Below are 25,981 nucleotides of genomic sequence, written 5' to 3'. Positions count from 1 at the left end.
GATTGTTGTTTTAATGATTAGGGTATGATGAATGCTGCGGGGAAAATAAGCATGGCCAATCGCATGACTGGTGTATCGTGCTCTATGGCTTTGAGCACGATAAAAAATTACGTCGTTAGGGTAATTAAATGATATTTTTCTAGTAACTCATCCGTTGATTCTAGATGGGCTGGATCGGGCACGATACAAGTGATAGGGCACACTGATTTGCAAGTCGGCTTATCATAATGTCCCACGCATTCTGTACAGAGTATGGGGTCAATTTCAAAAATGAACTCACCTAATGTGATGGCCTGATTGGGGCATTCAGGCTCACACATATCACAATTAATACATTTATCATTAATGAGTAATGCCATGTTCAAGCGCTCACTGTGTGCATTGGACTGTCTTGTGAGTGAGGTTGCCGAGTATTATGTCCTTGGGGTAAATTTCGAAGCAATATGGCATTGCGGAGCTGCATGGTTTTAGGTACGTTTAAAAACACAAAGTGACCTGAGCCTAAGCCGGAGGTAATGGTTTCCCCTTTTCGATTTAACAGTGTCTCAATCGTTAGGGTTAGGTTACCTTGTGGGGTCATTATTTCAATACTGTCACCGACTGAAAACTTATTTTTTACATCGACTTCTGCCATACCTAACTCATTATATTTTGCTGTGAATTCACCGACAAATTGCTGAGTATCACTGATTGAGTAACCATAATCATAGTTTTGGTATGCATCATGGGTGTGGCGGCGTAAAAAACCTTCAGTATAGCCGCGATGGGCTAAGCCTTCGAGGTTGTGCATTAATGTACGATTAAACTCTTTACCAGCGCTAGCATCATCAATGGCTTGGCGGTAGAGCTGTGCGGTGCGTGCTACATAATAAAACGATTTGGTTCGCCCCTCTATTTTTAATGAATCGATGCCTATTTTACTCAAGCGTTCAACGTGTTGAATGGCCCGGAGATCTTTTGAGTTCATGATGTAAGTGCCGTGTTCATCTTCAAAGGCTGGCATATATTCATTTGGTCGACCTGCTTCTTGCAGTAAGATAATGTCATTACTCGGCGCATGTATATGCTGGTTTTCAGTTAAATGCGGTGTATGTCGTTGCACCTCTGGTGCAGTGGCAATAATATTGCCTTCAGGCGTCTCTTGGGCTGGGTGAACGTCATACTTCCAGCGACAAGCATTAGTGCAAGTGCCTTGATTGGGATCCCGTTTGTTGATGTAACCCGATAACAAACAGCGGCCAGAGTAGGCCATGCACAGTGCACCATGAACAAAGACTTCAAGTTCAATATCGGGGCAACGTTGGCGAATTTCTTCAATTTCATTTAACGATAATTCACGGGATAGGATCACACGTTTAATGCCTTGTTGTTGCCAAAATTTAACCGAGGCCCAATTGACAGCGTTGGCTTGTACCGATAAATGGATTTCTTGTTCAGGAAAGACTTCTCTTACCATCATAATAAGCCCGGGGTCGGACATAATGAGTGCATCAGGCTGCATGGCAATAACAGGTTGTATGTCTTTAATGTAGGTTTTAAGCTTACCGTTATGGGGCGCAATATTACTGACAACATAGAGTTTTTTATTTAATGCATGGGCTTCTTGAATTCCGGCTTTTAAATTGTCTAAACTAAAATCATTATTACGGACCCTTAAGCTATATCGAGGCTGCCCAGCGTAGACGGCATCGGCGCCATAGGCAAAGGCATAACGCATGTTCTTTAATGTGCCAGCGGGTGATAATAACTCAGGTGTGAACATAATGACCTCAATGAAATAGCACTTGAAAAAGTAAACGAGAATGGGTTAACGGTAAAGTGGCGGGATCCTACTTTACCTTTGAGCAGAGAAGCAAATACTTCTGACGTTTATAAAAACGTAATTCGAATTTCTTTGATTGAGATCAATTAAGTGAGAGATTGTTTGATAATAAATAATGGTATCTATGGATGATGTTTCTGCTGTTATTCAAATATAGTTAGCATTAGGTGAGCCTTATAATGTATTTTAGCTTTATGTATTTAAGCCACTAATGACTTTAATTATGTCTAACAGTAAATATATGTAACTTAATATTGCTGTATCGACGTTCATTAACTTAATAAATGTTTAGCCTTCCTCGGAAAATGAAATAATGTTTTAAATAGTCATCTTTTGTTACAGTCATCGTTTGTTTTATTTTTATTTAATTATAGGTGGTTGCTGTTGAGTGAATAGTCTAACCTGAATTTTCACTTAATATATCATGTGAACTGATATTAATGTTGTTGACAATTAACTATCATTCTCTGTCTTATATTGCCTGATGAACTATTAACCACCGTGTCATAGCATTGTACATCACAGTTTAAATGAAAATTGAGTTGTTGAGGTTATTTCGAAATGAAAAAATATATATTTTCTCTAAGTACGTTGATTATGGGTATAGGGAGCTATCTACCTTCTATCGCTTCAGCGAGCCTTATGTCATGCTCTGCTTATAATACTGCTGGATTAGAATATGTGACTTGTCGTTTTGGTGATGAGAGTCATACTCGCCCTAATCAATTAAGCCTTAGAACGATTATTAAGTATGCTAATGAAGCTCGAAATAATAATGGAGGTGAAGTTATAACCGAGAATACCTTGTCATATTGGCAAGCCTGGGGAGCGAAAGGGGGTAATCAGGAGGATGGTAATGGAGGGCGTAGAGGTTATAGTGAATTTTTTACAACTTTGGCAACATTAGGTCAATATGAATACCAAGAAGGAATGTTTAAAGGACTCGACCAAAAAGTGAATATGTTATGGGGAAGAACTGGGAGCAATAAGCAAGGTGCATCTTCGACGATGTTTTGGTTACTCGATAATCCATTTACTATGGGAGGAGAGCCAGATTCGGACACGTTATTATTAATTGCTGCAGGTGGAGGAGGTGCGGCTTATGCAGATCTCGGTTCAAATAAAGATGGAGGTGATGGTGGACAAGTTTGTCGTTATCAATTAGATCAAAATAATGTGTCTTTTTGTGGTACTAAGCATGCGCTTGCTCTTAAAACCGATGAAGATAAAATTAAAGGAGTTTTTGCTAAAGGGAAAAGAGGCAATGGAGGTGGAGGTCATGGAGGCGGGGGACCTGAGTCTCAAGCCGGTTACGGAGGCTATTCTGGGTTTGGAGGTAAAGGAGGAGGCACTGACTGGGATAATAGTAAATATAGCTATACTGGTAGTGATGGTAAATCCGTTACGGATTATCGATTTTCTTTTGTGGAGGAATATACAGCAGGTAAAGGAGGGTTTGGATCCTACGGAAATGGTGGTGGCGGATTTGGAGGAGGGGGGAGAGGAACATCGAACGGAGAGGCAGGTGGTGGTGGTGGAAGTTTTGCTATAACAGGTATGAACCCAAGCACTAAAATAAAAATGTTACTACCTGATTTAAGAGTATCTAATCGTACATCTGGAAAAACAGGTGCTGAAGCGGCGATTACTTTTTTTATTGGCGAACGAGGAGATATCGAGTGGAGTAGAGCTTTAGAATCGACCTCATTTTCTTTGTCGAATAAAAACCAGCGAACTCAAAATTTTGCTGCGGATTTTGTTAATGAGGGGAACACAGGTGCTGGCGTAGTCGTTTATATGAAAGATGATGAAAACTTGGTGTATTACCGAGTGAAAACGTGGAATAGTATTAACCATCCCAATAGTGATAATGATGAAAATACTGATTTGAGTGAGGCTGACAACCTCTATACTGCTGCTTGGGGGCCTGAAAAATTCATAACAGGTAGTCAAAAAAGTTTACAAGCATTATCAATGGCTATTGCGCCTCACAGTATTGATGGTCAACATACGGTCATACTCACTGGTACGGGGAATGAAAATAAGCCAAAGTTATATTCTCAAGTGGGTTTATTAGATATCGCCAGTGGCATTGTAACTTGGTCAGGTCATTATATTGAGTTGGATGATAAAGAAAGTAATTTGAAGAAATACCCTAGTGTGACTATTTCTCCCTCGGGTCGACATGTTGCGTTAACTTATCGTACCAATGGCTATACGCGAGTAATATTAGGTAATATAAGTAGAGATGGTAATAGTCAGCCTAGTGTTAAGTGGTTTGATAGAAGCAAGGTGGGTTTTGGGAATACTTACAATGTGAATACGCGCTTTGTTTCTAATCAGCATGTTATCTCTGTGGGTACTGATAGTAAAGAGAGCAGTTCTTTATTTAAATTAAAGGTTGGATATATCAGAGAGGAGGACAATGACATCGATTATCAAGACAATACGATTGAGCAGGATAATATTAACGGACGCATACCGCATATTATTGCTGACAGAGTGAATCAGGTTGATGAAAGCTCAGGAGATAATTACACTCTTGGTAAGCTTATCTATACTGATATGGATTATACAACTGACAAAACATTTTCATTTAATGTCGGTTATGTTAGCCATTTATCAATGAAGCTTAATCAAAATCAGGTGAGCGATGCTTTTAGAGAGGTTGAAAGTGAATTAGTTATAAGAACCGAGCAAGCTCCTGAATTATGGCAAGAACCCAATGATACAGATATGATGCAAACAGTGAGTAATATTTCCTACTTTAATAAAAAAGGCGTTGAGTCAACTAGGCTTATTGTATTAAAGAAGGATTTGGAAAATATTATTAGGACCTATATTGGAGATTATGAATACTAATATTGGCAATAGGATGTTTGAGTTAGATGAATATGTGCCCTTTTTAATTGGCATTGATTAAATTAGTCAATGCCAATTTTTATGTAGAATCAACCTAAGCAGGCTCTATTCGTTAATTCATTAATATTATTTGCGCCCACTTGTTGCATGATTTGTGTGAGCTGGGCTTTGAGCATCGCAATGGCATGTTGACCGCCTTCATCGCCAAGGGCACAGACACTGTACATGAAAAGCCGACCGAGAAAGGTAAATTGCGCACCTAATGCGAGGCTTCCTGCAATGTCACTACCTAATTTAATGGCTTGCTGTAAATCATGTTCACTCATCACTCCTTTAATAATTAACTTTCCAGGCCAGCTATCTCGAATGGCTTTCAGGCTATCAAAATCGAGTCCACCCATAGTGGCTGTATTCATCAGTTCAGTGAGTTCTTGTTTTCGATTGCTAGTTTCCATATAAGGGCTTAAATTTTTAAATTGGGGAATGCCTTGTTTGAGAGTGTTGATGCTCCACATGGGCTTGATGGCGGCTTGATAGACATTTTTTAACGTCAGCTTGGGAGGCATAGCAAGGCCGTTATTAAAATCTCTAGGGCGAAAACCAAAAGTGGGCACATCAATGGTTACGACTAAGGTTTTGTATTGCATGACTTTGAGTCTATCAATGATGTCATCACGAATATGTGGTTCTGTGGGGTTATATAATTGATACCAAGCTTGGCCATGTGTGGCTTCGGCGATTTGTTCTAATGATTCCGATGACACCGTACTTAAAATATAAGGGATATTATGTTTGTATGCGGCTTTGGCAAGAATAATCGGTGCATTAGGCCACATTAGGCCTTGTAAACCAATTGGGGCGATTCCGAAGGGAGCGCTATAGGTATGGCCAAATAATGAGACTTGGGTATTAACGGTTTGATGAGGTGCAGAACTTGAAGTGATATAAGCAGGGGTAAAATGAATGTTTTTCATGACTTGTCGATTGCGCTTTAGCCCAATATCATCCACACAACCTTCGGTTAAATAATCATAGGCAAATTTCGGAATGCGTTGTTGTGTTTTTTGTTTCAGTTGTTTACTACTGGCGTAATGACGATTAAAACGTAAATCTATGGTTGATTTTGGCATTGCGCAACTCTCCCTGTAGACGACTAATTAGAGCAAAGGGTAGCACGGATTAATAGCGTTGATTGAAATCCTTCAGTGCAATATGTGGAAGGCGATTTAGAGGAGAGACACTCAGTATCGTTTTTTTTTGAGTTTTTCATGTTATATTATTGTTTCATAAGTTAATTTTTTAGGGTGTGGTTGATGTTAAGGTTTTTTGCGTTAGTTGCTGGTGTTGTTTGTTCTATGAATGGCTATGCGGGTTGGAAATCATCTGAGTATGTTAACATTCTTCGTCTTTATCCTGTTGATACTGGATTAGCATTTATTACGGAGCATGTGGATAAAGAGTTGTCACTTTGTGATTCTGGAACACGTTTTTTATTAGCGAAAGAAGATGAAAATTATCAAGTCAAAGTGAGTGCGATGATGGCTGCTTTCATGGCAAAAAAGCAAATCTTAATAAGATATGATGAGAACCAAGAGCCTGCTTGTGAAGCTAAGGTGAATCGCTTTCTCATTAAATAAGTATTGAGCGAACAATGAAGGGGTTGAGCCTTTTCATTGTTCGCTTGAGGATTCTGCGTTCATTATTTATTTACGCAATGAAATACTAGCTATTTATTTCATTGCGTAAATAAAGGCTAAACTCTTTAGCGGCTTTGGATTCATTGACATCAGGGTTTTTGGCGAGTTCTTTATGAGTTTGACGAACAAGTTGCCTGAGTTTTTGTCTCTCAAGTTGAGGATGCAGCTCAATTAATGATTGAATGGCTATGTCACCTTCAGCCAGTAATTGGTTACGGGTTTTATCGGCAACGTTTGTTTTAGCACTTTCGTTATGATTCTGGTTGAGAACATTTTTAAGTGCAATTTGCAATGCATCAATATCTTCATTGCGCATAATTTTACCAATAAATTGTAATTGGCGACGATGGGCTTCAGTATTGATTTTGATGGTTTTGGCTTTGAGTACATTATCGAATAATAGCTCATCTAGATCTAGCTTTTCTATTTGGCTTTTACTCAATGATACTAGGCGTTTACCTAGATCTTGATAAATGGTTATTTCACGCTTGGTTTCTGCGCGGCTGACATAATCGTCATTTTGATCATAAGGTTGTTTAAAGTGTTCGGAATCACCAACAATGTTCATAAAAAAAAATCTCTAGCTAAATCTACTTCCATTCTAGCATTTTTCCCTTGTTCAAACCAGTTGGCACGGGGAGTGTAAAAAATGAAAATGGGATTAATGAATGGGGTTTGTTATGCTAAAGGTATTTTCGCTAACTTATAGAGTACGTTTGTGTCTTCATCTAGCATTGATATTGAATTAGCCCCCCTGAAAAATGCCGTGTCTATGGCACTTGAATTTGCTGCCAGTTTAGGCACGAATGCCGCCGAAGTGGCGATCAGTAAACAACAAGGTTTATCGGTTTCGACTCGATTAAAAGAAGTCGAAACTGTTGAGTTTAATAAAGATGGTGCCTTAGGGATCACTTTGTATAGAGGCGGCTGTAAAGGCAGTTCGTCCACATCTGACTTAAGCCCTGAGGCGATAAAAGAAGCGGTGAAAGCGGCCGATGGTATTGCGCGTTTTACTTCTGAAGATGCGTTTAGTGGTTTAGCTGATGCCGATAGAATGGCCACCGAGTTTCATGATTTACAATTATATTACCCTGAAGATATAACACCTGAAGCATTAACTGAATTAGCCATTCGAGCAGAAGCGGCGGCTTTGGATGCTGATGAGCAAGTGAAAACCTCAGATGGTGCGAACGTCAATGCACATACGGGGTTTAAAGTGTATGGTAATAGCCATGGATTTTTGCAGGGAGAGGCGAGCTCACGATATAGTTTAAGTTGTGTCGCCATTGCTGAATCAGAAGGTAAAATGCAGCGTGATTATGATTATACCGTTGCAAGACAACTGAATGCTTTAGCTTCCCCTGAAACCGTAGGGCTGAAAGCGGCGCAAAAAACAGTTGATCGTCTAAATGCTCGAAAAATTGCCACCACGCAATTGCCTGTTTTATTTTCCCCAGAAATTGCGACCGGTTTAATGGGCCATTTAGTGAGTGCTATCAGTGGTGGAAGCCTGTACCGAAATTCCAGTTTTTTACAAGATGCAATCGATACTGATATTTTTCCTGATTGGTTTAGTATTGCTGAGCAACCTCATTTACAAGGGGGATTAGCGAGTGCTAATTATGATTCTGAAGGGGTTGCGACGGTTGAGAGACAGATTATTGATAATGGACGACTCGCCAGTTATTTGCTGACAAGTTATTCTGCTCGAAAACTCGGTATGACAAATACAGGTCATGCGGGGGGGATTTATAATTGGACCTTATCGAATACTGGCCAAACATTTACTCAATTAATTAAAGAAATGAATACCGGTTTATTGGTTACTGAGGTGATGGGCCAAGGAGTGAATGGCGTGACCGGTGACTACTCTCGTGGCGCTGCAGGTTTTTATGTCGAAAATGGTGTTATTTTATATCCGGTGGAAGAAATTACTATTGCGGGTAATTTAAAAGATATGTATAGCAATATGGTCGGTGTCGCAAAGGATCAAGATTTGCGTTCATCAATTCGGACCGGAGGAATATTATTAAGCGATATGAAAGTTGCCGGAAATTAAAATAATACTATTTTCTTATTAATATAATAAATACACTTATAAACTAGACTTTAGTGTGGCCATTTTTAATGGCCACTGTTGTTTATATATAATGTTATTTATTTTTTGTCATGTTTTAATAATGCTAATTAATAAAATTAAACTCTTTCTTTATTATAGGGTTACCGTTTTGTTTTTTATCTGTTATTAGTGAGGGTTATTATCATAAACTCAGTGTTTGTTATTCTATTTTATGTGTTTTTTTGTAATTAAATTCATGTCGTTAATTATTTTTCGTTCTTACTTTTAACTCGTTAGATAATTATTTTCTGATTATTTAATGATTGTATTTTCTTTTTCTTAAGTTTAAAGTCTTGGATTAGTGAGCGCTAAATAAGTCGGTTAGCTCCTCTTATATTATATTGATTTAGCGATATCTGTAATAAATAAACTTGCTCATTAGCGAGGTTGACTTGCTGTACCCTCATTTTAAATAGGTAAAATAAAATGAATCGAAGAGACTTTATTAAAAGTGCTTGTGCACTTTCAGCTTTACCTACTATTGGCTTTTCCAGTGAAATAAAGCCAATGGATAGTTCAACTTTCCCCACTTCAATAATGAATGCCAGTTTGTCAGCTCAATCGGGTGAGTTAGATATTTTATTCGGTCAATTACCCAGTGATCTTTATGGTCATATTTTTATGTGTGAAGGGATCCCTTTAGAAGTCGATCAGTTAACGCCTAATGGTAGAGGTGCATTGACTCGTATCGATTTTATTCAAGAGAATAATAGTGGCGTGTCTTTTACTCGAAAAATGATAGATACCCCGTCAGCGATTATGCAGCAGCATGTTACAGGGCTATTTGATAAGTTCTCTTTGTTAGGAGGGACGGTCTATTTTAGTATGAATTTAGGGTTTATGAATTATTGTAATACCGCGCCTAACTACATGGGAAATAATCGTTTTGCATTGAGTTATGAAGGCGGTATGCCATTTGAATTTGATGCAACAACCTTAGAGCTGGTCACCCCTATAGGTGAAATTTCAGAGTGGCGTACTAGTCTACCGCCTTTTGCCGATCTATTGGCACCTGATAAGTGGTTATTCCCACAAATTAGAACCACTGGGCACCCGTATTTTGATTTAAATAATCAAGAGTGCTTTACCATCAATTATGGGGGAAATACTGGGGATACGGGGACACGAAATGGTTTTATTCAGCTTATTCGCTGGGATGAGGTTGGCCCTTTTGAATCATGGCAAGTTAAACTGAGAAATGGTGATAACGCGTATATTTCTGCAACGTCACATTCATTAAGCGTGACTCGTCAATTCATTTTGATTTTTGAAACGGCTGCGCGAGTTGAGAATTCTCGTATTTTAGGGATTCGAAGTGTGACCCCACAAAAACATCGTACACCGGTATGGATTATTCGAAAAGCGGATTTAATTGCTGGGCAAAACGATGTATTGGCAGATTATCTTGAGCTTGACTTTGATACCTCTGACATCATGTGTAATTACAATGATGATGGCAATGTGGTGACATTATATGGCCAATACTTAGGAGCGATGGATAAATCTGAGCCACAGTTTGATTGGGAACAATTGTATTTTGGTGGACGAGTGGATGATGATATTGCAGGTTATCCGGCGGCACCAATGGATGTGGGGGGGCTCGTACGTGCACGTATTCAAGTGAATACATTAAGTGCGATGGAGATTAAAGCGGATTTCTCAGTGATCCGTGATGAGCAACTGTGTTGGGATATGAACGATCCGGCTTATCGTGGGCATTTTCAATTCCCTGAGACCTTTGAGCATATTTATTGGTCAGCCATTGGTTATCGCCCAGAACATTTGGTGAAAAGAGTGGCAAAAGCCTATGAAGATTATCCTAACCGCTATTATACCAATGATAGCTTACCGCAAGTGGCTATTCCGTCAGCACTAATCCATATGGATTGCAATAGTATGACCATCAGCGATAGTTATCAATTTCCTGAAGACTGCGTCATGCGAACGCCACAATTTATGTCTGCAATGGGGTCTAGTCAGCAAGATGAAGGATACGTGCTGACCTTTGTGGTCAGGAAACATCCAACACAAGTAGAAAATAATGGTAAAGAGCTGTGGATTTTTGATGCGAAAAATTTAAGCCAAGGCGCTATCTGTATTTTAGGGAGTCGAGATTTAAGTTTTGCAACAACTAACCATGCCCTATGGGTGCCCAGTATTGGTCCGCGTCCTGTTACGGCATATAAATCTAATATTGGTCAGCATTATTTAGATAAAATTTCCTGCCATTCTAATGAAGTGCAAGAAATATTGAATACTTATATTCTGCCTAAATTCACCTAATAGATAAATCATAAAAAGCGTGAAACGTTAAACATCAGCTCAAGGGAGATGAAAATGAAGTTGAACAAAAGTGTGTTGGGGATCCTTGGATTAGCCAGTGTGATAGGTTTATCTTTTGGTTTGTATTCCACAGAGGATCCAACTGAAACGCTATCAAATTATCAAAATACCTATGAATGTCATCCTGCTGTTATTCATGCTCCTCATTCTATTGAAGAAGTGCAGCAAGTGGTGATAAATGCACTCAATGATGGAAAAAAGGTTATGACAGGTAACCGAAAGTTTGCCAGTCAAATCGATGCGGCTTGTGCTGGGGATGGTCAGGTACAGATCACGTTAGAAAATATGAATAATCTCGTGGCGTTTGATGCCAGTAATCAAACGGTGACAGTACAAGGTGGAATGCGATTTAATGATTTGAATGACTTCCTTCGCAGTCAAGAACTCAGCGTGAATATGGTCACTGAACTGGGGATTTTTACCATTGGCGGTATGTTAGGCAGTGGCACGCATGGTTCAACATTAACCAAGAAAAGTAATATGTTGGCTGATTATATTACTGAGATGAAAATAGTCGATGGATTGGGGCAACTCAGAACATTGACTGGTGAGGAGTTGAACGCGGCTAGAGTGAATCTGGGGGTATTAGGGGTTGTGGTTGAAGCGACCATTCAACTTGAGTCTGGCTTTAAGGTGTCTGCTGATGTACAAGGTTATATGAGTGATGATGGCCTAGAAGACATTATTTTGGATCTTGCACGAGATAACTACTCGGCCAATATTGCTTGGTTCCCTGGCATTGGTCGATACGCAACGACTTTATATAATGAAGTGCCATTAGATACGCCCGGTAATGCTTACAATGCTCAAGCAGATGTGTCGGATATACAGGAATATTTCTTTGGTTTATTGTTTGATGCACTGCATGAGGTTCCTGGCTCTGGTTTACAATGTCTTGCAGCAAAAATTCGTTATGGTGCAAGGGATGAGTCGTATTTTAGGGATGTAGATTCTGGAAACGTATTATCCAGTCCTGTGGGCGAATCAGATCTCATGCAATATTTTGAGTGTAAGGAAACGGATGCTTGTGTATGGGATAAGTTGCCGATTGCGCTTCAAGAAATCGCCATTCCGTTAGAAGATTTACCCAATTGGATCCGTGATGTCAGAGAAGTGCTGGCCGCTCATGAAAGAACGTGTTTTCCACTTAACGGCATTTACTTTCGTTTTGGTAAAGCATCATCAAGCTATTTGGGGATGAGTGCGGGACGTGATACAGCCTATTTAGGTATTGAATATACGTTAAGGCAAGAAGGGAATGCGGTGCCTAAAAATTATTTTGTGAACCTTGAAATTGAGCAAATGTCTATTCGTAAATATGGAGGAAGGCCGCATTGGGGGAAAAACTCTGTGGCGATATTTGAGAATATGCCTGCAAAATTCGAAAAATGGGGTGACTTTTTAGCATTTAAAAATCAAATGGACCCGCATAATATATTTACTAATCCGTTTTGGGAGCGAGCGAAAGGAGAAGATGGGTTGGAGAATTATTTAACTCCAGGGTGTAATGCTAGAGGAGAGTGTTATTGCGAAACAGATGAGCATTGTGAAGCAGGCACAAGTTGTCAAATCGGTGCTTGGTATACACAAGCAAAAATTTGTCAGTAATGCGTTTGCTGTTAACGCTCTCTTGCTAAGAGAGCGTTAACAATATTAGATCGTTAATTGTGTTACGTACTTGTTGTTATTGGTGTTTATTCTGTATGGTTATAAATTATTCTATAAAATTGTGGCTTCTTTACAAAAGCTGACAGAGTGATATTTTATGGAAAGTTGAAGACGTTACCTAATGAGGTATTTGTTAATTTTTTCAATGTGTTAACTTTGTTTTTTGGCAGGAATATCTTGTGTTTGTGTGTGTCTTATCATGATGCTTTTTCTTTTTTTGTTTGTTTATAGTCCATAAGTAGGATTGTGTGGTGGATCTTGCCTAAAGTAGTATGCTGTGAATTCTTCTATTGAGTGATGATGTGCAGCCATGAAAATATCTTACATTTTAAGTGCTTTGTTTGGTTTATCATTATCTTCAGATCCTGTTTTGTCCAGTGAAGTTGAAGTTTACACATTGAATAATGGTTGTAATGCCTCTGCAGCGTTAGAGATGAGTTACAAAGGGACGTTAGAACTGCCCGCCAGTATTGAGGATGTGAATTTAAATGATGAAAAAGTAAAAAAAGGCAGTGCTTACGGTATTGACTGGTATGAAAATTTACCAATGTCACTTGAAGCTGGAAATCAATTAAGTATTCGTTGGCTTATGTCAAAAGATAAACGGACTCGTGCGAATAAAGTCGAGGTCAGTACGGCTTACTTTGAGGCTTATTGTGCCAATACCAATGAAAAGTTAGGTGAGTTTGAAATAGATATGGAAATGACTTATAACCCATTGGGAAAATTAGAGTCTAAAAATACTCGTTTTAGACATGTCAATTTTTATGGTAAGCAATGTGGTCTTTATAAGGTAACGGCGAGAAGTTATTCACCAAAAGCCTTACAAATTGCGTGTTTTTCCTCAAAATAGTTTCTTCCTTGTTTTATCAAAATATTGCACTTTTATCTTGAAGTATCACGGGGATAATACCACTTGTCATTCCTAACAACTTGAATAATAATTGCTTCTTCAATAAAGTATTGTTATTAATCAATAAGAAAAGGACGTCTGATGCTTGTGAGCTAATCTACCCGTTTAAGTTACTGTTTAATGGATGATACCGATGCTGAATTTTTATATCAATTAGATCTCGATCCTGAAGTGATGCGTTATATCAATGGTGGTAATAAAACCTGCCGTGAGGATATACAAAACATTATGCTACCTCGAATGAATCGCTATAAAAATAGCGTCAAAGGTTGGGGGATGTGGAAAGTGACGGTTATCGAAACACAGCAAGAGATTGGCTGGATTATTGTTAGGCCAATGGACTTTTTTTCAAAGGCCCCTCAATGGAATAACTTGGAATTAGGTTGGCGATTTTTTCAGTCAGCTTGGGGAAAAGGCTATGCAAGTGAAGCCGCAAAACATCTCATGCATGTGTTACTGCAGCAAGAGCCCAGCTTGAATTTTAGCGCCATAGCAAATGAATACAATGATGCTTCAATTAATATCATGAAGAAGCTGGGTATGACTTATGTGAAAACCTATTTACATCAAGATCCCTTAGGTGATGTTGATGTCGTGCTCTATCAGTTAGCGAGTTAATTTGTCAATGAGCGACTTAAAGCCAAATCAACAGCAGCTTGCACATGTTGTTGAGTCGTATCATATAATGGTACTTTTGTGTCGTTTGAATTGATGAGCAAGCCAATTTCAGTACACCCAAGAATAATGGCTTGTGCACCTTGCTGATGTAACTTGTCGATAATATTGATATAGTGCTGTCTGGCAGTATTATTTAGGATCCCTAAGCAAAGTTCTTGATAAATAATATTATGTACGGTTTGTCTGTCTGCGGAATTCGGTGTGATAACTTCAATAGCAAATTTTTCTGCTAGGCGTCCTTTATAGAAACGGTCTTCCATTGTGAATTGTGTGCCGAGTAGCCCCACTGTTGTGATGTTATCTTTAATGAGCTGCTTAGCGGTGGGATCGGCAATATGTAACAGAGGGATATCAATCGCGGCTTCTATTTGCGAGGCGACCTTATGCATGGTATTAGTGCAGATCAGTAAGAAATCTGCGCCGCTTGCTTCAACTTGCTGTGCAGCTTTAATAAGGATATTGGCTGCTTTGTCCCATTCCCCTAAACGTTGATGTGTTTCTATTTCGGCAAAATTAACGCTCCATAAAGCTATTTTTGCCGAATTTAATCCTCCCAACCTAGTTTTAATACCTTGATTGAGCCCTTGATAATAGCTCATGGTGGACTCCCAGCTCATACCGCCTAATAAACCGATGGTTTTCATTTTGGTGTATTTCCTTGATGGATTTTCTTTATATTAAGTAACCTGAACTCGGGATAAGCAGCGCCGCTTAATAGCGCTATTTTTGCCCCTATCTATGTTGTGTTTTCTACTAATAGTCCACTATTAGACACGAAATCCCGCCTTGATATAGACAAAAACAGCGGTATTTAGCCAAATTAAATAATAAAGAATAACGGGACTGATTTTAACCTATTGACTTTTAATGGATTACCAATGTTCTTTGACACTCATTATTCCGAGTTCAGGTTAAGTATCCAATAAAATAGGTTATACAGTATTGTATAATATTGACATCGTATTTTTTTGTGAGGGATATTATCTTGAAGGGGCTGTGAGGAGTATGACAGAAATTAATTTGAAAGAAATTGATGGGATATTAGTACCTGGGTATCAGGTCGCTTCTGGGTTGGCTACAGATAGCCCCTATACAGAAGGAACCATTGCGATACAAAGCCCTTATTTTTTGAAGGAAGGTTTAGATTTATCTTTTTGTTATTCAGGCACTTTAAATATTGATATTGAATATGAATTTTCGTTATCTTTTCCTGATTTTGAGTTTAAAGATATAAAATGGGCTGAGTACTTTCCTTCGGAGTCATTTTCTTTTTTTAAGTGCTTCGTTTTTAATGGTAATACATGGCAAATTGGATATATTTATTATCCTCATCCAGACACAAAATTAGGCCACTTTCAAAAAAGAACTGTGATTGAAATTGTAACGGCCAAGATTGAACATATTCATTATGGGGATCCGTTAACAATTAAAGTCGAATCTTCAACACTCACTTGGGTATAAAAGGTAGCATTATGACATCATCAGCTGATTTCGTCTCAAAACAGGATCAATATGATTATGTAGTGATTGGTGCTGGAATTATTGGCATGGCCACGGCATGTGAATTACAACAGCGTCAACCACAAGCCAATATTGTCGTGTTAGAAAAAGAAGCGGCAGTTGCTTTGCATCAGACAGGGCGTAATTCAGGGGTTATCCATGCTGGGGTCTATTATTCTCCTGGTAGCTTAAAGGCGAAATTTTGCACTCAGGGCAACCGAGAAACAAAAGCATTTTGCCGGCAACATGCTATTCCATTTGAAGAATGTGGCAAATTAATTGTTGCCACGAAAATGGAGGAACTCAGTCAACTGGATACGCTTAAGCAGCGCTGCGAGGCGAATGGCATTGCGGTTGATAAATTGGATGCTAAAAGCCTGAAGCAAAGAGAGCCGAATATATCGGGACTGGCTGCTTTATGGGTTGCTGACTCCGCTATTGTCAATTATCAACAAATCGTACAAGTCATGGCAAAAGAGTTTATATCTCGAGGAGGAGAGATACGTTTTGAAGCGAATATTTTGTCGATTAAAGAAGATAAGCGCGTACACGTACAATGGGAAGCTGGAAAAATTGAAGCTAAGCAATTGATCAGTTGTGCGGGGTTGATGGCGGATAACTTGGTTGCCATGAGTGGTATTAAAGCTGACTTTCGAATTTTACCTTTTAAAGGTGAATATTTTGTATTAAATGAAAAATATAATCAGGTGGTTAATCATTTAATTTATCCTGTTCCTGATCCTAGTATGCCATTTTTAGGTGTCCATTTGACTAAAATGATTGATGGCACTGTTACTGTGGGACCTAATGCTGTTTTGAGCTTGAAACGAGAGGGCTATGAAAAATGGGATTGGGAGTTCCAGGAATGCCTTAAAATAATGGGTTATGCAGGTTTTTGGCGTGTAATTGGTCGATATTGGCGATCTGTATTCAGTGAGGTAAAAAATTCAATATGGGCTAGAGGCTACTTAAAGCGAGTGAATCAGTATTGTCCCAGTATTACATTGAGCGATTTACAACCTTATCCTTGTGGTATTCGAGCGCAGGCCATTTCATTAAAGGGGGAGTTATTGTCAGATTTTCACTTTCAATCCAGCCAGCATACTTTTCATGTGTGTAATGCGCCTTCTCCTGCAGCAACATCAGCATTACCTATTGCGCGTTATATCGTCGATAAAGTTATGGATAAAGATTGAGTTTTGATTTTTTCAAATCTTTTTAGTATCGATAATTCATTAAATATATGGATATCCGTATATCCATATTGTATACTTTTTTATTCTCAGGTGTTCCTACCACTGTCATCAAAAGGTGAAATTAAGTGTCCCCAGTGTCTTTTTTTAAGGCGTTAAGCGATGAAACTCGTTTGCAGATTATTATGCTTATCGCGACGGAGAATGAATTATGTGTGTGCGAATTGATGGCGGCATTAAATCTTAGTCAACCCAAAATCTCACGCCATTTGGCCTTATTACGTCAACAAGGTGTGTTATTAGATAGGCGGCAAGGTCAGTGGGTTTTTTATCATATGGATCCTCAGTTACCTTCCTGGGCAAGCGAGACGATACAATCGATTTGTGCTGCACAATTGTCGAGTTCTAAAGAGAATATAAAACGGTTAGCTCAAATGGGGAGTCGCCCTGAACGCCAACTTGATTGTTGTTAATTTATTGATAATAAAAAGAAGAGTGGATTAAATTATGGCAATAAAAATAGGTATTAATGGTTTTGGCCGTATGGGGCGCTTGGCCTTGAGAGCAGGATGGGATTGGCCAGAGTTTGAATTTGTACACATCAACGATCCGGCTGGTGATGCCAAGACGTTAGCTCATTTATTAAATTTTGACTCTATCCATGGAACTTGGCAGCATCAGGCTGAAGGAATGGATAATCACATTTATATTGGCGATACGCAGCTTAAAGTAAGCCATCAGCAGAGTATTGCTGAAACAGATTGGTCAGAGTGTGATGTCGTGATTGAGGCATCGGGTAAAATGAAGACGCAATCATTATTAAGTGCTTATTTAAAACAAGGCGTGAAGCGAGTTGTTGTAACAGCCCCTGTCAAAGAGGAGGGAATACTGAATATTGTCATGGGCGTGAATGAATCTTTATATGATCCCAGCAAACATCCTATTGTGACGGCGGCATCGTGTACAACTAATTGTTTAGCACCTGTTGTGAAAGTTATTCATGAAGCTTTAGGTATCAAACATGGCTCGATGACGACAATCCACGATATTACCAACACTCAAACTATTTTAGATGCTCCCCATAAGGACTTACGTCGTGCTAGAGCATGTGGTCAAAGCTTGATCCCCACGACGACAGGCAGTGCCACGGCGATCACTCATATTTTTCCTGAGTTGAAAGGAAAACTTAATGGCCATGCTGTGCGAGTACCTTTAGCCAATGCCTCTTTGACAGATTGTGTATTTGAGCTTGAACAAAGTACGACCGAAAGCGAAGTGAATGTGTTATTTAAAGAGGCTGCTGCAAATGCTCTACAAGGGATCTTAGGTTTTGAAACGCGGCCTTTAGTATCCGTTGATTATAAAACGGATCCTCGTTCATGTGTTGTTGATGCACCTTCGACCATGGTGGTGAATGGCACTCAACTTAAGCTCTATGTGTGGTATGACAATGAATGGGGTTATATTAATCGCACCATTGAATTGGTTCGTATGATAGGACGGTTAGACCCTTGTTAGCTTATGTCAGAGGCTTGCCAGTAACGGTTAGGCAGTATTTGCTTATCACAGGCAATTATTGGTGTTTTACGTTGACTGACGGTGCATTGAGAATGCTGGTGGTGCTGCATTTTTACCAGTTAGGTTATGATGCATTGTCTATTGCTATGTTATTTGTATTTTATGAATTATTTGGCGTGATCACTAACTTAATGGGGGGCTGGTTAGGGGCACGAATTGGGCTCAATCGTACTATGAATATCGGGTTAGGCTTGCAAGTTGTTGCTTTATCGATGTTGTTGGTTCCATTAGATTGGCTTATTGTACCTTGGGTCATGGCGGTGCAGGCCCTATCGGGAGTCGCTAAGGATTTAAATAAAATGAGCGCTAAAAGCGCCATTAAAACCTTAGTGCCTAAAAATAGTAGTGGAGCGCTTTATCAGTGGGTGGCCTGGTTAACAGGATCGAAAAATACCCTAAAAGGTGTGGGCTTTTTTCTTGGTGGGTTATTGCTTTCTATCTTAGGGTTTACAGGTGCGGTTATTGTCATGGTCGTTACGTTGGCTTTTATCTGGGCATTGAGTATACGACTATTAAAAGAAGAGTTAGGTAAAACAAAAACAAAGCCTAAATTTAATGACGTCTTTTCCACCAGTCATTCGGTTAATTTATTATCCGTGGCGCGTTTATGTTTATTTGCCTCTCGAGATGTGTGGTTTGTCGTGGCTTTGCCTGTGTTTTTGTCGAGCCAATTAGGCTGGGCTCAAGTTGATGTCGGTACCTTTTTAGCAGTATGGGTGATAGTGTATGGCATAGTGCAATCTCAAGCCCCTAAGATTACTCAAGGAAAAAGAAAAGTAACCGATGGATTAACAGCTTTATTATGGGCATTGCTATTGGTCATCATCATGGCATTTATCGCGATTTCGATGGCATTACCGGCTTTGCCAACAGAATGGGTGATTGTTTCTGGGTTGGTTGTTTTTGGTATTGCTTTTGCTGTCAATTCATCTCTTCATAGTTATTTAATTGTAAGTTACGCCAAAGAGGAAGGGGCCTCTTTGGATATTGGTTTTTATTATATGGCTAATGCGGTAGGGCGATTGGTGGGAACAGTACTATCGGGTTGGCTTTATCAGATATCAGGTTTACAAGCATGCCTTTATATGGCTGTGTTTTTTTTAGTCTTGACGGTTATTTTGTCATTGTTCTTGCCGCGTGCAACACATTCTTCAACATAAATAAAGATGTTAACAAGTTAAAAATTTTTTATTAATGCGTTATTTATCAGCTTTGTTTTTCAATTTGACTTCATTCCATGTAATCTGTGTGGATTAGTGACACCTGTCGCGTAGCCCTTAAACAGATTGAAGATGCTAGCTTTAGCTGTTTTGGGGAGAATAATAAAAATGAATATCCATATTATCTGACTAAGTCGGTTATTCCTTCTATTTATGAAAACTCAAGGCTTCAAAGCACTGATATACAAAATACGTGAGATTTTTAGCTGTTTTTTACTGTTTTTGCTATGTCATTGTTGGCTGTGGGGTTGGATCTGAAGGGATGTAGTAACTTGGCAGAATATAACAACAAATTGAGAGGGTACAATGGAAAGGCTGAGCGAATTAATAAGTGCGATAAACGCCGTTGTCTGGGGAACGCCTATGCTTATTATGATTTTAGGCGTGGGATTGTTTTTATCTTTGGGCTTACGCCTAATGCCTATTTTAAAAATAGGCACTGGCTTTAAATTATTATGGTCTGGAAGAGCGTTAAGCAAAGACAGTAATGTTAAAGGTGAGATAAGCCCCTTTAATGCCTTAATGACATCATTATCGGCAACCATAGGGACTGGTAATATAGCGGGAGTGGCAACGGCTATTTTTATTGGTGGTCCTGGGGCGCTTTTTTGGATGTGGTGTACGGCATTAGTTGGCATGGCGACTAAATTCGCAGAGGCCGTTTTAGCCGTAAAGTATCGAGAAGTCGATGCTGAGGGCCACAGTGTGGGTGGTCCTATGTACTACATAAAAAATGGGTTAGGGAAAAAGTGGGCTTGGTTAGGCACCGCTTTTGCTTTATTTGGGTCTATTGCGGGCTTTGGTATTGGTAATACAGTACAAGCCAATTCTGTTGCTGATGCATTAACGACGAATTTTGGTATTCCTAGTTGGGTAACGGGCTTAGTATTAATGTTATTAGTCGGTGCGGTACTTATTGGGGGCATTAAACGTATTGCTGAAGTGGCAGGTAAATTAGTCCCTTTAATGACCATTTTTTATATTGGTGCGGGTCTTGCCGTGTTGGTGATGAACTTTTCTCAAATTCCAGCTGCTTTTACGTTAATCGTACAAAGTGCGTTTAGCCCCGTTGCGGCTCAAGGTGGGTTTGCGGGGGCGGCGGTATGGGCTGCTATTCGTTTTGGTGTAGCACGGGGAGTGTTCTCCAATGAGGCTGGTCTTGGAAGCGCGCCGATTGCTCATGGTGCTGCTAAAACCAATAATCCGGTTAAGCAAGGTTTAGTGGCTATGCTGGGCACCTTCATTGATACATTAATTGTTTGTACCATTACTGGATTGGCGATTGTGGTTTCCGGTGCATGGACGTCTGGTGAAACTGGAGCGTCTCTCACATCTTTAGCATTTTCTTCTGCTCTACCCGTTGGTCATTATGTGGTGGCTATTGCATTAAGTGTTTTTGCTTTCACGACTATTCTCGGTTGGAGCTTTTATTGTGAGCGGTGTGTGCAATATTTATTTGGTGTTAAAGCTGTTAAGCCTTTTAGAATTTTATGGATTGTTGTTGTACCTCTTGGGGCGATGAGTTCACTCGAATTTGTTTGGTTACTGGCCGATACGTTAAATGCCATGATGGCATTACCTAATTTAATCGCATTGGGTTTACTTAGTCCTGTGGTGTTTAAATTAACTCGAGAGTATTTTGATAATAAAGACAATACAGAAGTGGTTGATGGAGTGAATGAACCGCTATAGGTGGTAAAGCCATGACATAAAAAAACCTCCAAATTATTGGAGGTTTTTTATATCATAAAGACAACTTAGCTGTTAACGCTATCTTTTAATGTTTTACCGGCTTTAAACTTAGGAACGATTGCCGCTGGGATTTGAATTTCTTTACCCGTTTGTGGATTACGTCCTGTACGAGCAGCGCGGCTTGAAGTTTCAAAAGAACCAAAACCAACGATGGAAATTTTATCCCCGCTTTTCATCGCTTCTGCGACGGTTTCTTCGAAAGATTTAAGTGCACGCGCAGCTTCAGCTTTAGTGAGATCCGCTGATTCAGCCATTTTTGCAACAAGTTCAGTTTTATTCATTTGAATTGTCTCTTCTTTCCGTAGATTTAATAATTGCACTATGTAACATGCCATAAGCTCAAGCATATTAAAAGCAATTTACTTGATGAATTAACGATAAAAGTTAAAAATAGGCGGTAAAACGACATTTTGCTAATTTTATTCAAGTAATTGATAGATAATATTCTTAACAAGCCTAGGTTCAAAGGGCTTATCGCATAATGCATCGACCCCCGCTTGATGTACATTATTTAAGTTAGCATCATTTGCTTGAGATGACACCATTAGGATCGGAATATAAGGTTGTGGGCTCTGTAAACGGATAAATTGGGCGAGTGCTAAGCCATCGATAGAGGGCATATTGTAATCTGTGATGACTAAATCAAACATTTGTTGTTGCATGAAATGGATTGCTTCTTTGCCATCTTTCGCTTCGGTTATTTTGCTAATCCCTAAATTGTTTATGGTGCGCTTTATCATTTTTCGAGCTAAGTGGCTATCATCAACAAGTAATACTCTGATGTGATGTACATCGAAATGCGCTAACTCGATTTCATCATAGCTTAGTAGGTCAATTGTGGCGTTAATCGCTTTGCCTAAATGTAAGGAAGTAAAAGGTTTTGGTAAAATAGCGACCACACCTGATTGACGATAAATATCCAATTGTTCTTTTCTATTTTCACTTGAAACGAGCATAAACTGGATATTTTTCCATTGTGGAGTCGTGTTTATTTTAGTGAGCAAATCAAGGGCAGTTCCATCATTAAAATGCATGGCACTGACAATTAAATCAGGTGGGTGGCGTTCAATGATATGCAATGCTTGAGTCATGTTTTTTGCTGTTTGGAGCTGCTGTATATTTTCTTTATTTAAGTAACGGCTAATAATTTTTCTTTGTAGATCAGAGGCCTCAATGAGTAGTATTGATAAGTCACTGGGCAATAATTCATTCATGACATTTTCTCGTAATTTATTTTTGTTGTTTTATATTTTTGGGACTGTTGTTCTTTGGTGATTAAATTATGTTCGAGATAAACGTGTTCTATTCGCGGCGAAAGGTGTGATGCTTAGTCATTCTAAGCCCCTTTTTTAAATACAAGGGCTCTCAACAAAGAGTAAAACACGAGCGTTTATGGTGCTTTTTTACGGTGCTATTGTAGAATAACTTCACAGTATCAGCTCTGCCTTGTATAAATACGCCACAAATTGCTGCAGAAACAATTCCCAAAGATCAATATCCCCTAGTGTATTAAGTATTTTTTGGTTTGTCTTGAAAAAGCGACCCAATATTGAAAGGTTAATGCGCAAAAAATGGCGGGAATTAAATATTGCATGGGGATCAAACGATCATTAAAAATGACTTTGACATCTTCAGGCGTAACTTGATAGGCAACCAGAGCCGTAATACCGAAGGCGATAAAACCAAGCGTCTGAATAGCTAAGTAAAGTTTAAAAATAATACTGGCCCATGGTGTGCGTAATACTAACCCCACAATGACGGGGATAACTCCTAATGTGAATAAATCTACAGCCTGTATATTGATACTCCTAATAATCGCAAAAATGGCGACAATCAAATAGAGCGTGAGTAATAGCAATAAAGGCAGAGGAGGCTTTTTAAATGTGATATTCATGAGTTTATTTTTATAATTTAAAGGGAGTATAGTGCAAAGCCATAGTGTAAGAAATTGCATGGGTAAGATCTAGGGCTGATTTGTTTTGCGTATTACATAAAGAGTTAGATAAAATACATGGGTACCCACCTGATAGAGACTGACATGATAGAAGCTGATTTTTGGGCGATTGTAACGCGCACGACTGCTAACCAGACACAGGAGGATTTAGCTGAAGAATTGAAAAAAAAGCTATCCTTATTATCTGATCTAGAATTAAAAGCATTTGATAAGATTTTTGGGCAACAGATGCGCCGCAGCTATACTTGGACTATTTGGGGGGCTGCTTATGTTATTACTGGTTGTGATTCTGAGTATGCTTTTTCAGAGTTTCGTTGTTTTCTTATTTCTTTGGGTAAAGAATGGTATGAGAAAGTATTGAAAAATGCTGATGATTTGGGATTGCTTGAGCACTGGCCGATGAAAGATGGTTATGCTTATCCCTTTCTTGATGAGTATGACTTAATTGCAGGGCAAATTTATGAAGCACGAAATGATGATGAACTGCCTTTTATACCTTCAGGGTTAAGCCAACCTGATGGGAAGAAGTTTTCTCACAAAAAGAAGCACTTAAAATCTAATTACCCTTGTTTAAGTGCAATGTTCCCTTTTTAATGTTGTTTGAATGAGTGAATTAATCAGTATTTTTTGGCTCTAAATAGGGTTATTCAATAAACAGTAAGGATTATCTTATGAAATATAAGCATCTATTATGTTTAGTCTTGTTCTCGTTTATGCCATTTTCAATTTGGGCAATAGATGGTGTTGGAGCAGATTTAGTGACAAAGTCAGGGAATGTGACAATAGAGTGGGATAGTCCTCAAGACTATACAGATGTAAAATCAGTGAGTGGGAAGCAAGCGGCGTATGAGAAAAGGGTGTTTAAAGCACTGACTGATAATTTAGCCAAGGTGGCTCAACAAACATTAAGTCCTGATTTAAGATTAGAGTTGATTGTAACCAATCTTGATTTAGCTGGAGATGTTCAGTCAACATTTGGTGCAACGCCTAATGATATAAGAGTCGTTAAGCCCGTATTTCCACCAAAAATTGCGTTTAGTTATAGTGTACTTGAAGGAGATAAAGTCATCATGGTCGGGGATGAAAAACTGACTGACTTAAATTTCATGCATGGCTTAAAAAAGCCTAATGAGAAATCGTTGAGTTATGAAAATGCATTATTAAAATCGTGGTTATTAACGAAAGTCGAGCCTCATTTACCTAGCCCAAATTAGCTGACTATTGTCGCCATTAGAAGTGTGTTTCTTTAATGGCGACAAAAGTAGCATTTATTTTGTATTTTTCTTAAAGGCTTCTAGTGTTTGTAGTAGTAAGGCAAGCTTAGGCAGGAATTGGTTCAATGCTTGAGTGAAGGCCTCTTTTTCTTCTGGTAGTGCTTCCATTTCAGTTGCGAGTTCTTGAACATAAGGCTTGAATCGATCGCTTTGTGTGCTGAAATGTTGTTCTTTTTTGAAAATAGCCGAGAACTTTACATGTCCCGACTTTTTTAATTCATCTAATTTTTTGTCAGCATCGAGCGCTTGGCGATAAGCCGTTTGCAGATTGTTTTGCAGTTGAGCCTGCACTTTGGTATGCGGCATAACAGCCTCTAGTTACGGTATTTGTCGGAATTATAAAGTGTCATTGGAAAGGCAACAAGCCAAGAGGGTAAATTGGTCTAATTTTTATATTTTTTAAGCTGTTTAATGATAAGGATAAATAATAATGGCGTTTAGCCAAATGTATCGATTGATGTGTGTCGTGATCTTCAGCTTGAGCTTTGTCAGTGTACAAAGCATGGCAAAAGTAGGATATAACCCACTGTTATATCAGATTAATATAAAAGGTAAAACGGCATACCTTTTTGGCTCTATTCATATTGGGCAAGCCGACTTTTATCCTTTACCTTTACAGGTTGAGCGTGCTTTTTCTCTTGCGTCTGCATTGGTGGTTGAGGCAAAGCCTAATAATGATGAGATTTTACCTTTGATGTTGAAATATGGACGCAAGCAATACCCTATCAATAAAGAAGTGCAATCACTATTAACTCAATATTGTCAAAGTCGAGCTCAATTTTGTGCGCAGATCGCTGATTTTTCACCTTGGGTACAGGCGTTGCAGATAAGTTTGATGCGATACGGCTCTATGGGGTTATCGGGACAGTTTGGTGTGGATGTCACCTTGATGAGGAAAAATGGCGATAGACCCCTGTATGAATTGGAGTCAACGGAAGCACAATTAAGCTTGCTTGCATCTTTTTCTGGCAAGATCCAATGGAACATGTTGAAGGAGTCAATTCATACCAGTAGAGCAGACATGTTACTTTTAGTTGATGCTTGGCGGCAAGGAAATGAACCGCTTTTAACCACATTAATTGAAGGTCAACTAATTGAATCAAATGAGAATATAAAAAGAGACATTATGAAAGAAAAAACCGTTACTGACAGTGAAGGTTCTTTGACTGAATTAACGTCCAATGCAAAACCTTCGAGTTTAATTAGTCAACTACTTTGGCAACGCAATCAAACCATGGCCTTAGGCATTGAGCGGTTACTTAACAATCAAGATCTAGACGTTTTGTTTGTGGTGGTTGGAGTAGGGCATTTAGTGGGAGATAAAAATATTCAAAGTGTGCTCCTTAAAAAAGGAGCAACAATTAAAAATTGTTGGCAGCAAGATTGCTTTAATACTCAAGTAAAATGA

Annotated in this window: 25 protein-coding genes; 16 read left to right on the top strand and 9 right to left on the bottom strand. The window is 38.9% G+C overall.

The annotated features are described in order from the left end of the window. Positions 1-107: 107 nt before the first annotated feature. Positions 108-359: a YfhL family 4Fe-4S dicluster ferredoxin gene (locus Q0976_RS04420; RefSeq protein WP_299491383.1), complete on the bottom strand. Its 252-nt coding sequence runs from the start codon at positions 357-359 to the stop codon at positions 108-110. Positions 360-361: 2 nt separating this feature from the next. After that, positions 362-1,762 carry a tRNA 5-hydroxyuridine modification protein YegQ gene (gene yegQ / locus Q0976_RS04415; protein WP_299491381.1) on the bottom strand — a complete coding sequence of 467 codons (1,401 nt, stop codon included), beginning with the start codon at positions 1,760-1,762 and terminating at the stop codon, positions 362-364. Between the two features lie 621 nt (positions 1,763-2,383). Here yegQ and Q0976_RS04410 point away from each other — a divergent pair. Further along, complete coding sequence (locus Q0976_RS04410) at positions 2,384-4,684, top strand: hypothetical protein (protein WP_299491379.1); 2,301 nt, start codon at positions 2,384-2,386, stop codon at positions 4,682-4,684. Between the two features lie 89 nt (positions 4,685-4,773). Here Q0976_RS04410 and Q0976_RS04405 read toward each other — a convergent pair whose 3' ends face one another. Next, a complete protein-coding gene (locus tag Q0976_RS04405) occupies positions 4,774-5,814 on the bottom strand; it encodes an alpha-hydroxy acid oxidase (RefSeq protein ID WP_299491376.1) in 1,041 nt (346 codons plus the stop codon). Between the two features lie 183 nt (positions 5,815-5,997). Here Q0976_RS04405 and Q0976_RS04400 point away from each other — a divergent pair, with 183 nt between their 5' ends. Next, on the top strand, positions 5,998-6,321 hold the full coding sequence (locus tag Q0976_RS04400; RefSeq protein ID WP_299491374.1) for a hypothetical protein: 324 nt from the start codon (positions 5,998-6,000) through the stop codon (positions 6,319-6,321). Positions 6,322-6,406: 85 nt separating this feature from the next. Here Q0976_RS04400 and yjgA read toward each other — a convergent pair whose 3' ends face one another. Continuing rightward, positions 6,407-6,949 (bottom strand): ribosome biogenesis factor YjgA, encoded by a 543-nt coding sequence (gene yjgA / locus Q0976_RS04395; protein ID WP_299491372.1) that lies wholly within the window; start codon positions 6,947-6,949, stop codon positions 6,407-6,409. A 150-nt stretch (positions 6,950-7,099) separates the two neighbouring features. Here yjgA and pmbA point away from each other — a divergent pair, with 150 nt between their 5' ends. From pmbA to Q0976_RS04370, 5 genes are all read left to right on the top strand, one after another. Further along, positions 7,100-8,440 (top strand): metalloprotease PmbA, encoded by a 1,341-nt coding sequence (gene pmbA, locus Q0976_RS04390; protein WP_299491369.1) that lies wholly within the window; start codon positions 7,100-7,102, stop codon positions 8,438-8,440. 486 nt (positions 8,441-8,926) lie between these two features. Then, positions 8,927-10,783 (top strand): carotenoid oxygenase family protein, encoded by a 1,857-nt coding sequence (locus Q0976_RS04385; RefSeq protein WP_299491366.1) that lies wholly within the window; start codon positions 8,927-8,929, stop codon positions 10,781-10,783. Positions 10,784-10,837: 54 nt separating this feature from the next. Then, positions 10,838-12,451 carry a D-arabinono-1,4-lactone oxidase gene (locus tag Q0976_RS04380; protein WP_299491364.1) on the top strand — a complete coding sequence of 538 codons (1,614 nt, stop codon included), beginning with the start codon at positions 10,838-10,840 and terminating at the stop codon, positions 12,449-12,451. A gap of 370 nt (positions 12,452-12,821) precedes the next feature. Further along, positions 12,822-13,364: a hypothetical protein gene (locus tag Q0976_RS04375; protein WP_299491362.1), complete on the top strand. Its 543-nt coding sequence runs from the start codon at positions 12,822-12,824 to the stop codon at positions 13,362-13,364. Positions 13,365-13,544: 180 nt separating this feature from the next. Then, positions 13,545-14,042, top strand: coding sequence for a GNAT family N-acetyltransferase (locus Q0976_RS04370; protein ID WP_299491360.1), 498 nt, complete (start codon positions 13,545-13,547; stop codon positions 14,040-14,042). Here Q0976_RS04370 and Q0976_RS04365 read toward each other — a convergent pair. Then, positions 14,039-14,746 (bottom strand): aspartate/glutamate racemase family protein, encoded by a 708-nt coding sequence (locus tag Q0976_RS04365; RefSeq protein WP_299491358.1) that lies wholly within the window; start codon positions 14,744-14,746, stop codon positions 14,039-14,041. The two genes, Q0976_RS04370 and Q0976_RS04365, sit on opposite strands and share 4 nt — an antisense overlap. 361 nt (positions 14,747-15,107) lie before the next feature. Between Q0976_RS04365 and Q0976_RS04360 the strand changes: the two genes are divergently transcribed. From Q0976_RS04360 to Q0976_RS04335, 6 genes are all read left to right on the top strand, one after another. Beyond that, a complete protein-coding gene (locus Q0976_RS04360) occupies positions 15,108-15,563 on the top strand; it encodes a hypothetical protein (protein ID WP_299491355.1) in 456 nt (151 codons plus the stop codon). An 11-nt stretch (positions 15,564-15,574) separates the two neighbouring features. Next, positions 15,575-16,798 (top strand): L-2-hydroxyglutarate oxidase, encoded by a 1,224-nt coding sequence (gene lhgO / locus Q0976_RS04355; protein WP_299491353.1) that lies wholly within the window; start codon positions 15,575-15,577, stop codon positions 16,796-16,798. Positions 16,799-16,923: 125 nt separating this feature from the next. Next, positions 16,924-17,268: a metalloregulator ArsR/SmtB family transcription factor gene (locus Q0976_RS04350; protein ID WP_299491351.1), complete on the top strand. Its 345-nt coding sequence runs from the start codon at positions 16,924-16,926 to the stop codon at positions 17,266-17,268. 34 nt (positions 17,269-17,302) lie between these two features. Beyond that, positions 17,303-18,313, top strand: coding sequence for an ArsJ-associated glyceraldehyde-3-phosphate dehydrogenase (locus Q0976_RS04345; RefSeq protein ID WP_299491348.1), 1,011 nt, complete (start codon positions 17,303-17,305; stop codon positions 18,311-18,313). Beyond that, on the top strand, positions 18,307-19,533 hold the full coding sequence (gene arsJ / locus Q0976_RS04340; RefSeq protein ID WP_299491347.1) for an organoarsenical effux MFS transporter ArsJ: 1,227 nt from the start codon (positions 18,307-18,309) through the stop codon (positions 19,531-19,533). Before Q0976_RS04345 ends, arsJ begins: the two co-directional genes overlap by 7 nt. 366 nt (positions 19,534-19,899) lie before the next feature. Further along, positions 19,900-21,285 carry a sodium:alanine symporter family protein gene (locus tag Q0976_RS04335; protein ID WP_299491345.1) on the top strand — a complete coding sequence of 462 codons (1,386 nt, stop codon included), beginning with the start codon at positions 19,900-19,902 and terminating at the stop codon, positions 21,283-21,285. Positions 21,286-21,350: 65 nt separating this feature from the next. On the opposite strand, the gene Q0976_RS04330 is transcribed toward Q0976_RS04335, so the two are convergent. The 3 genes from Q0976_RS04330 to Q0976_RS04320 form a co-directional block, all read right to left on the bottom strand. Further along, positions 21,351-21,626 (bottom strand): HU family DNA-binding protein, encoded by a 276-nt coding sequence (locus tag Q0976_RS04330; protein WP_248940100.1) that lies wholly within the window; start codon positions 21,624-21,626, stop codon positions 21,351-21,353. A 138-nt stretch (positions 21,627-21,764) separates the two neighbouring features. After that, positions 21,765-22,559, bottom strand: a complete 795-nt coding sequence (locus tag Q0976_RS04325) for a response regulator (RefSeq protein ID WP_299491343.1) — start codon at positions 22,557-22,559, stop codon at positions 21,765-21,767. A 287-nt stretch (positions 22,560-22,846) separates the two neighbouring features. Further along, the gene (locus Q0976_RS04320; protein WP_299491341.1) at positions 22,847-23,239 is read right to left on the bottom strand and encodes a hypothetical protein; all 393 of its coding nucleotides are present in this window, start codon (positions 23,237-23,239) and stop codon (positions 22,847-22,849) included. Between the two features lie 144 nt (positions 23,240-23,383). Here Q0976_RS04320 and Q0976_RS04315 point away from each other — a divergent pair, with 144 nt between their 5' ends. Both Q0976_RS04315 and Q0976_RS04310 read left to right on the top strand, forming a co-directional pair. After that, complete coding sequence (locus Q0976_RS04315) at positions 23,384-23,893, top strand: DUF4240 domain-containing protein (protein WP_299491488.1); 510 nt, start codon at positions 23,384-23,386, stop codon at positions 23,891-23,893. Between the two features lie 77 nt (positions 23,894-23,970). Beyond that, on the top strand, positions 23,971-24,513 hold the full coding sequence (locus tag Q0976_RS04310) for a DUF3016 domain-containing protein (protein WP_299491339.1): 543 nt from the start codon (positions 23,971-23,973) through the stop codon (positions 24,511-24,513). A 54-nt stretch (positions 24,514-24,567) separates the two neighbouring features. On the opposite strand, the gene Q0976_RS04305 is transcribed toward Q0976_RS04310, so the two are convergent. Then, entirely contained in the window at positions 24,568-24,879 is a 312-nt protein-coding gene (locus Q0976_RS04305) for a prephenate dehydrogenase (protein ID WP_299491337.1), read from the bottom strand. Between the two features lie 124 nt (positions 24,880-25,003). Here Q0976_RS04305 and Q0976_RS04300 point away from each other — a divergent pair, with 124 nt between their 5' ends. Then, a complete protein-coding gene (locus Q0976_RS04300) occupies positions 25,004-25,981 on the top strand; it encodes a TraB/GumN family protein (RefSeq protein ID WP_299491335.1) in 978 nt (325 codons plus the stop codon).

It is taken from the genome of uncultured Shewanella sp., assembly GCF_947501665.1.
Taxonomy (GTDB): Bacteria; Pseudomonadota; Gammaproteobacteria; order Enterobacterales; family Shewanellaceae; genus Shewanella.
Note: the sequence above shows the minus strand (reverse complement) of the source record. Positions and strands in the feature narration are given on the sequence as shown.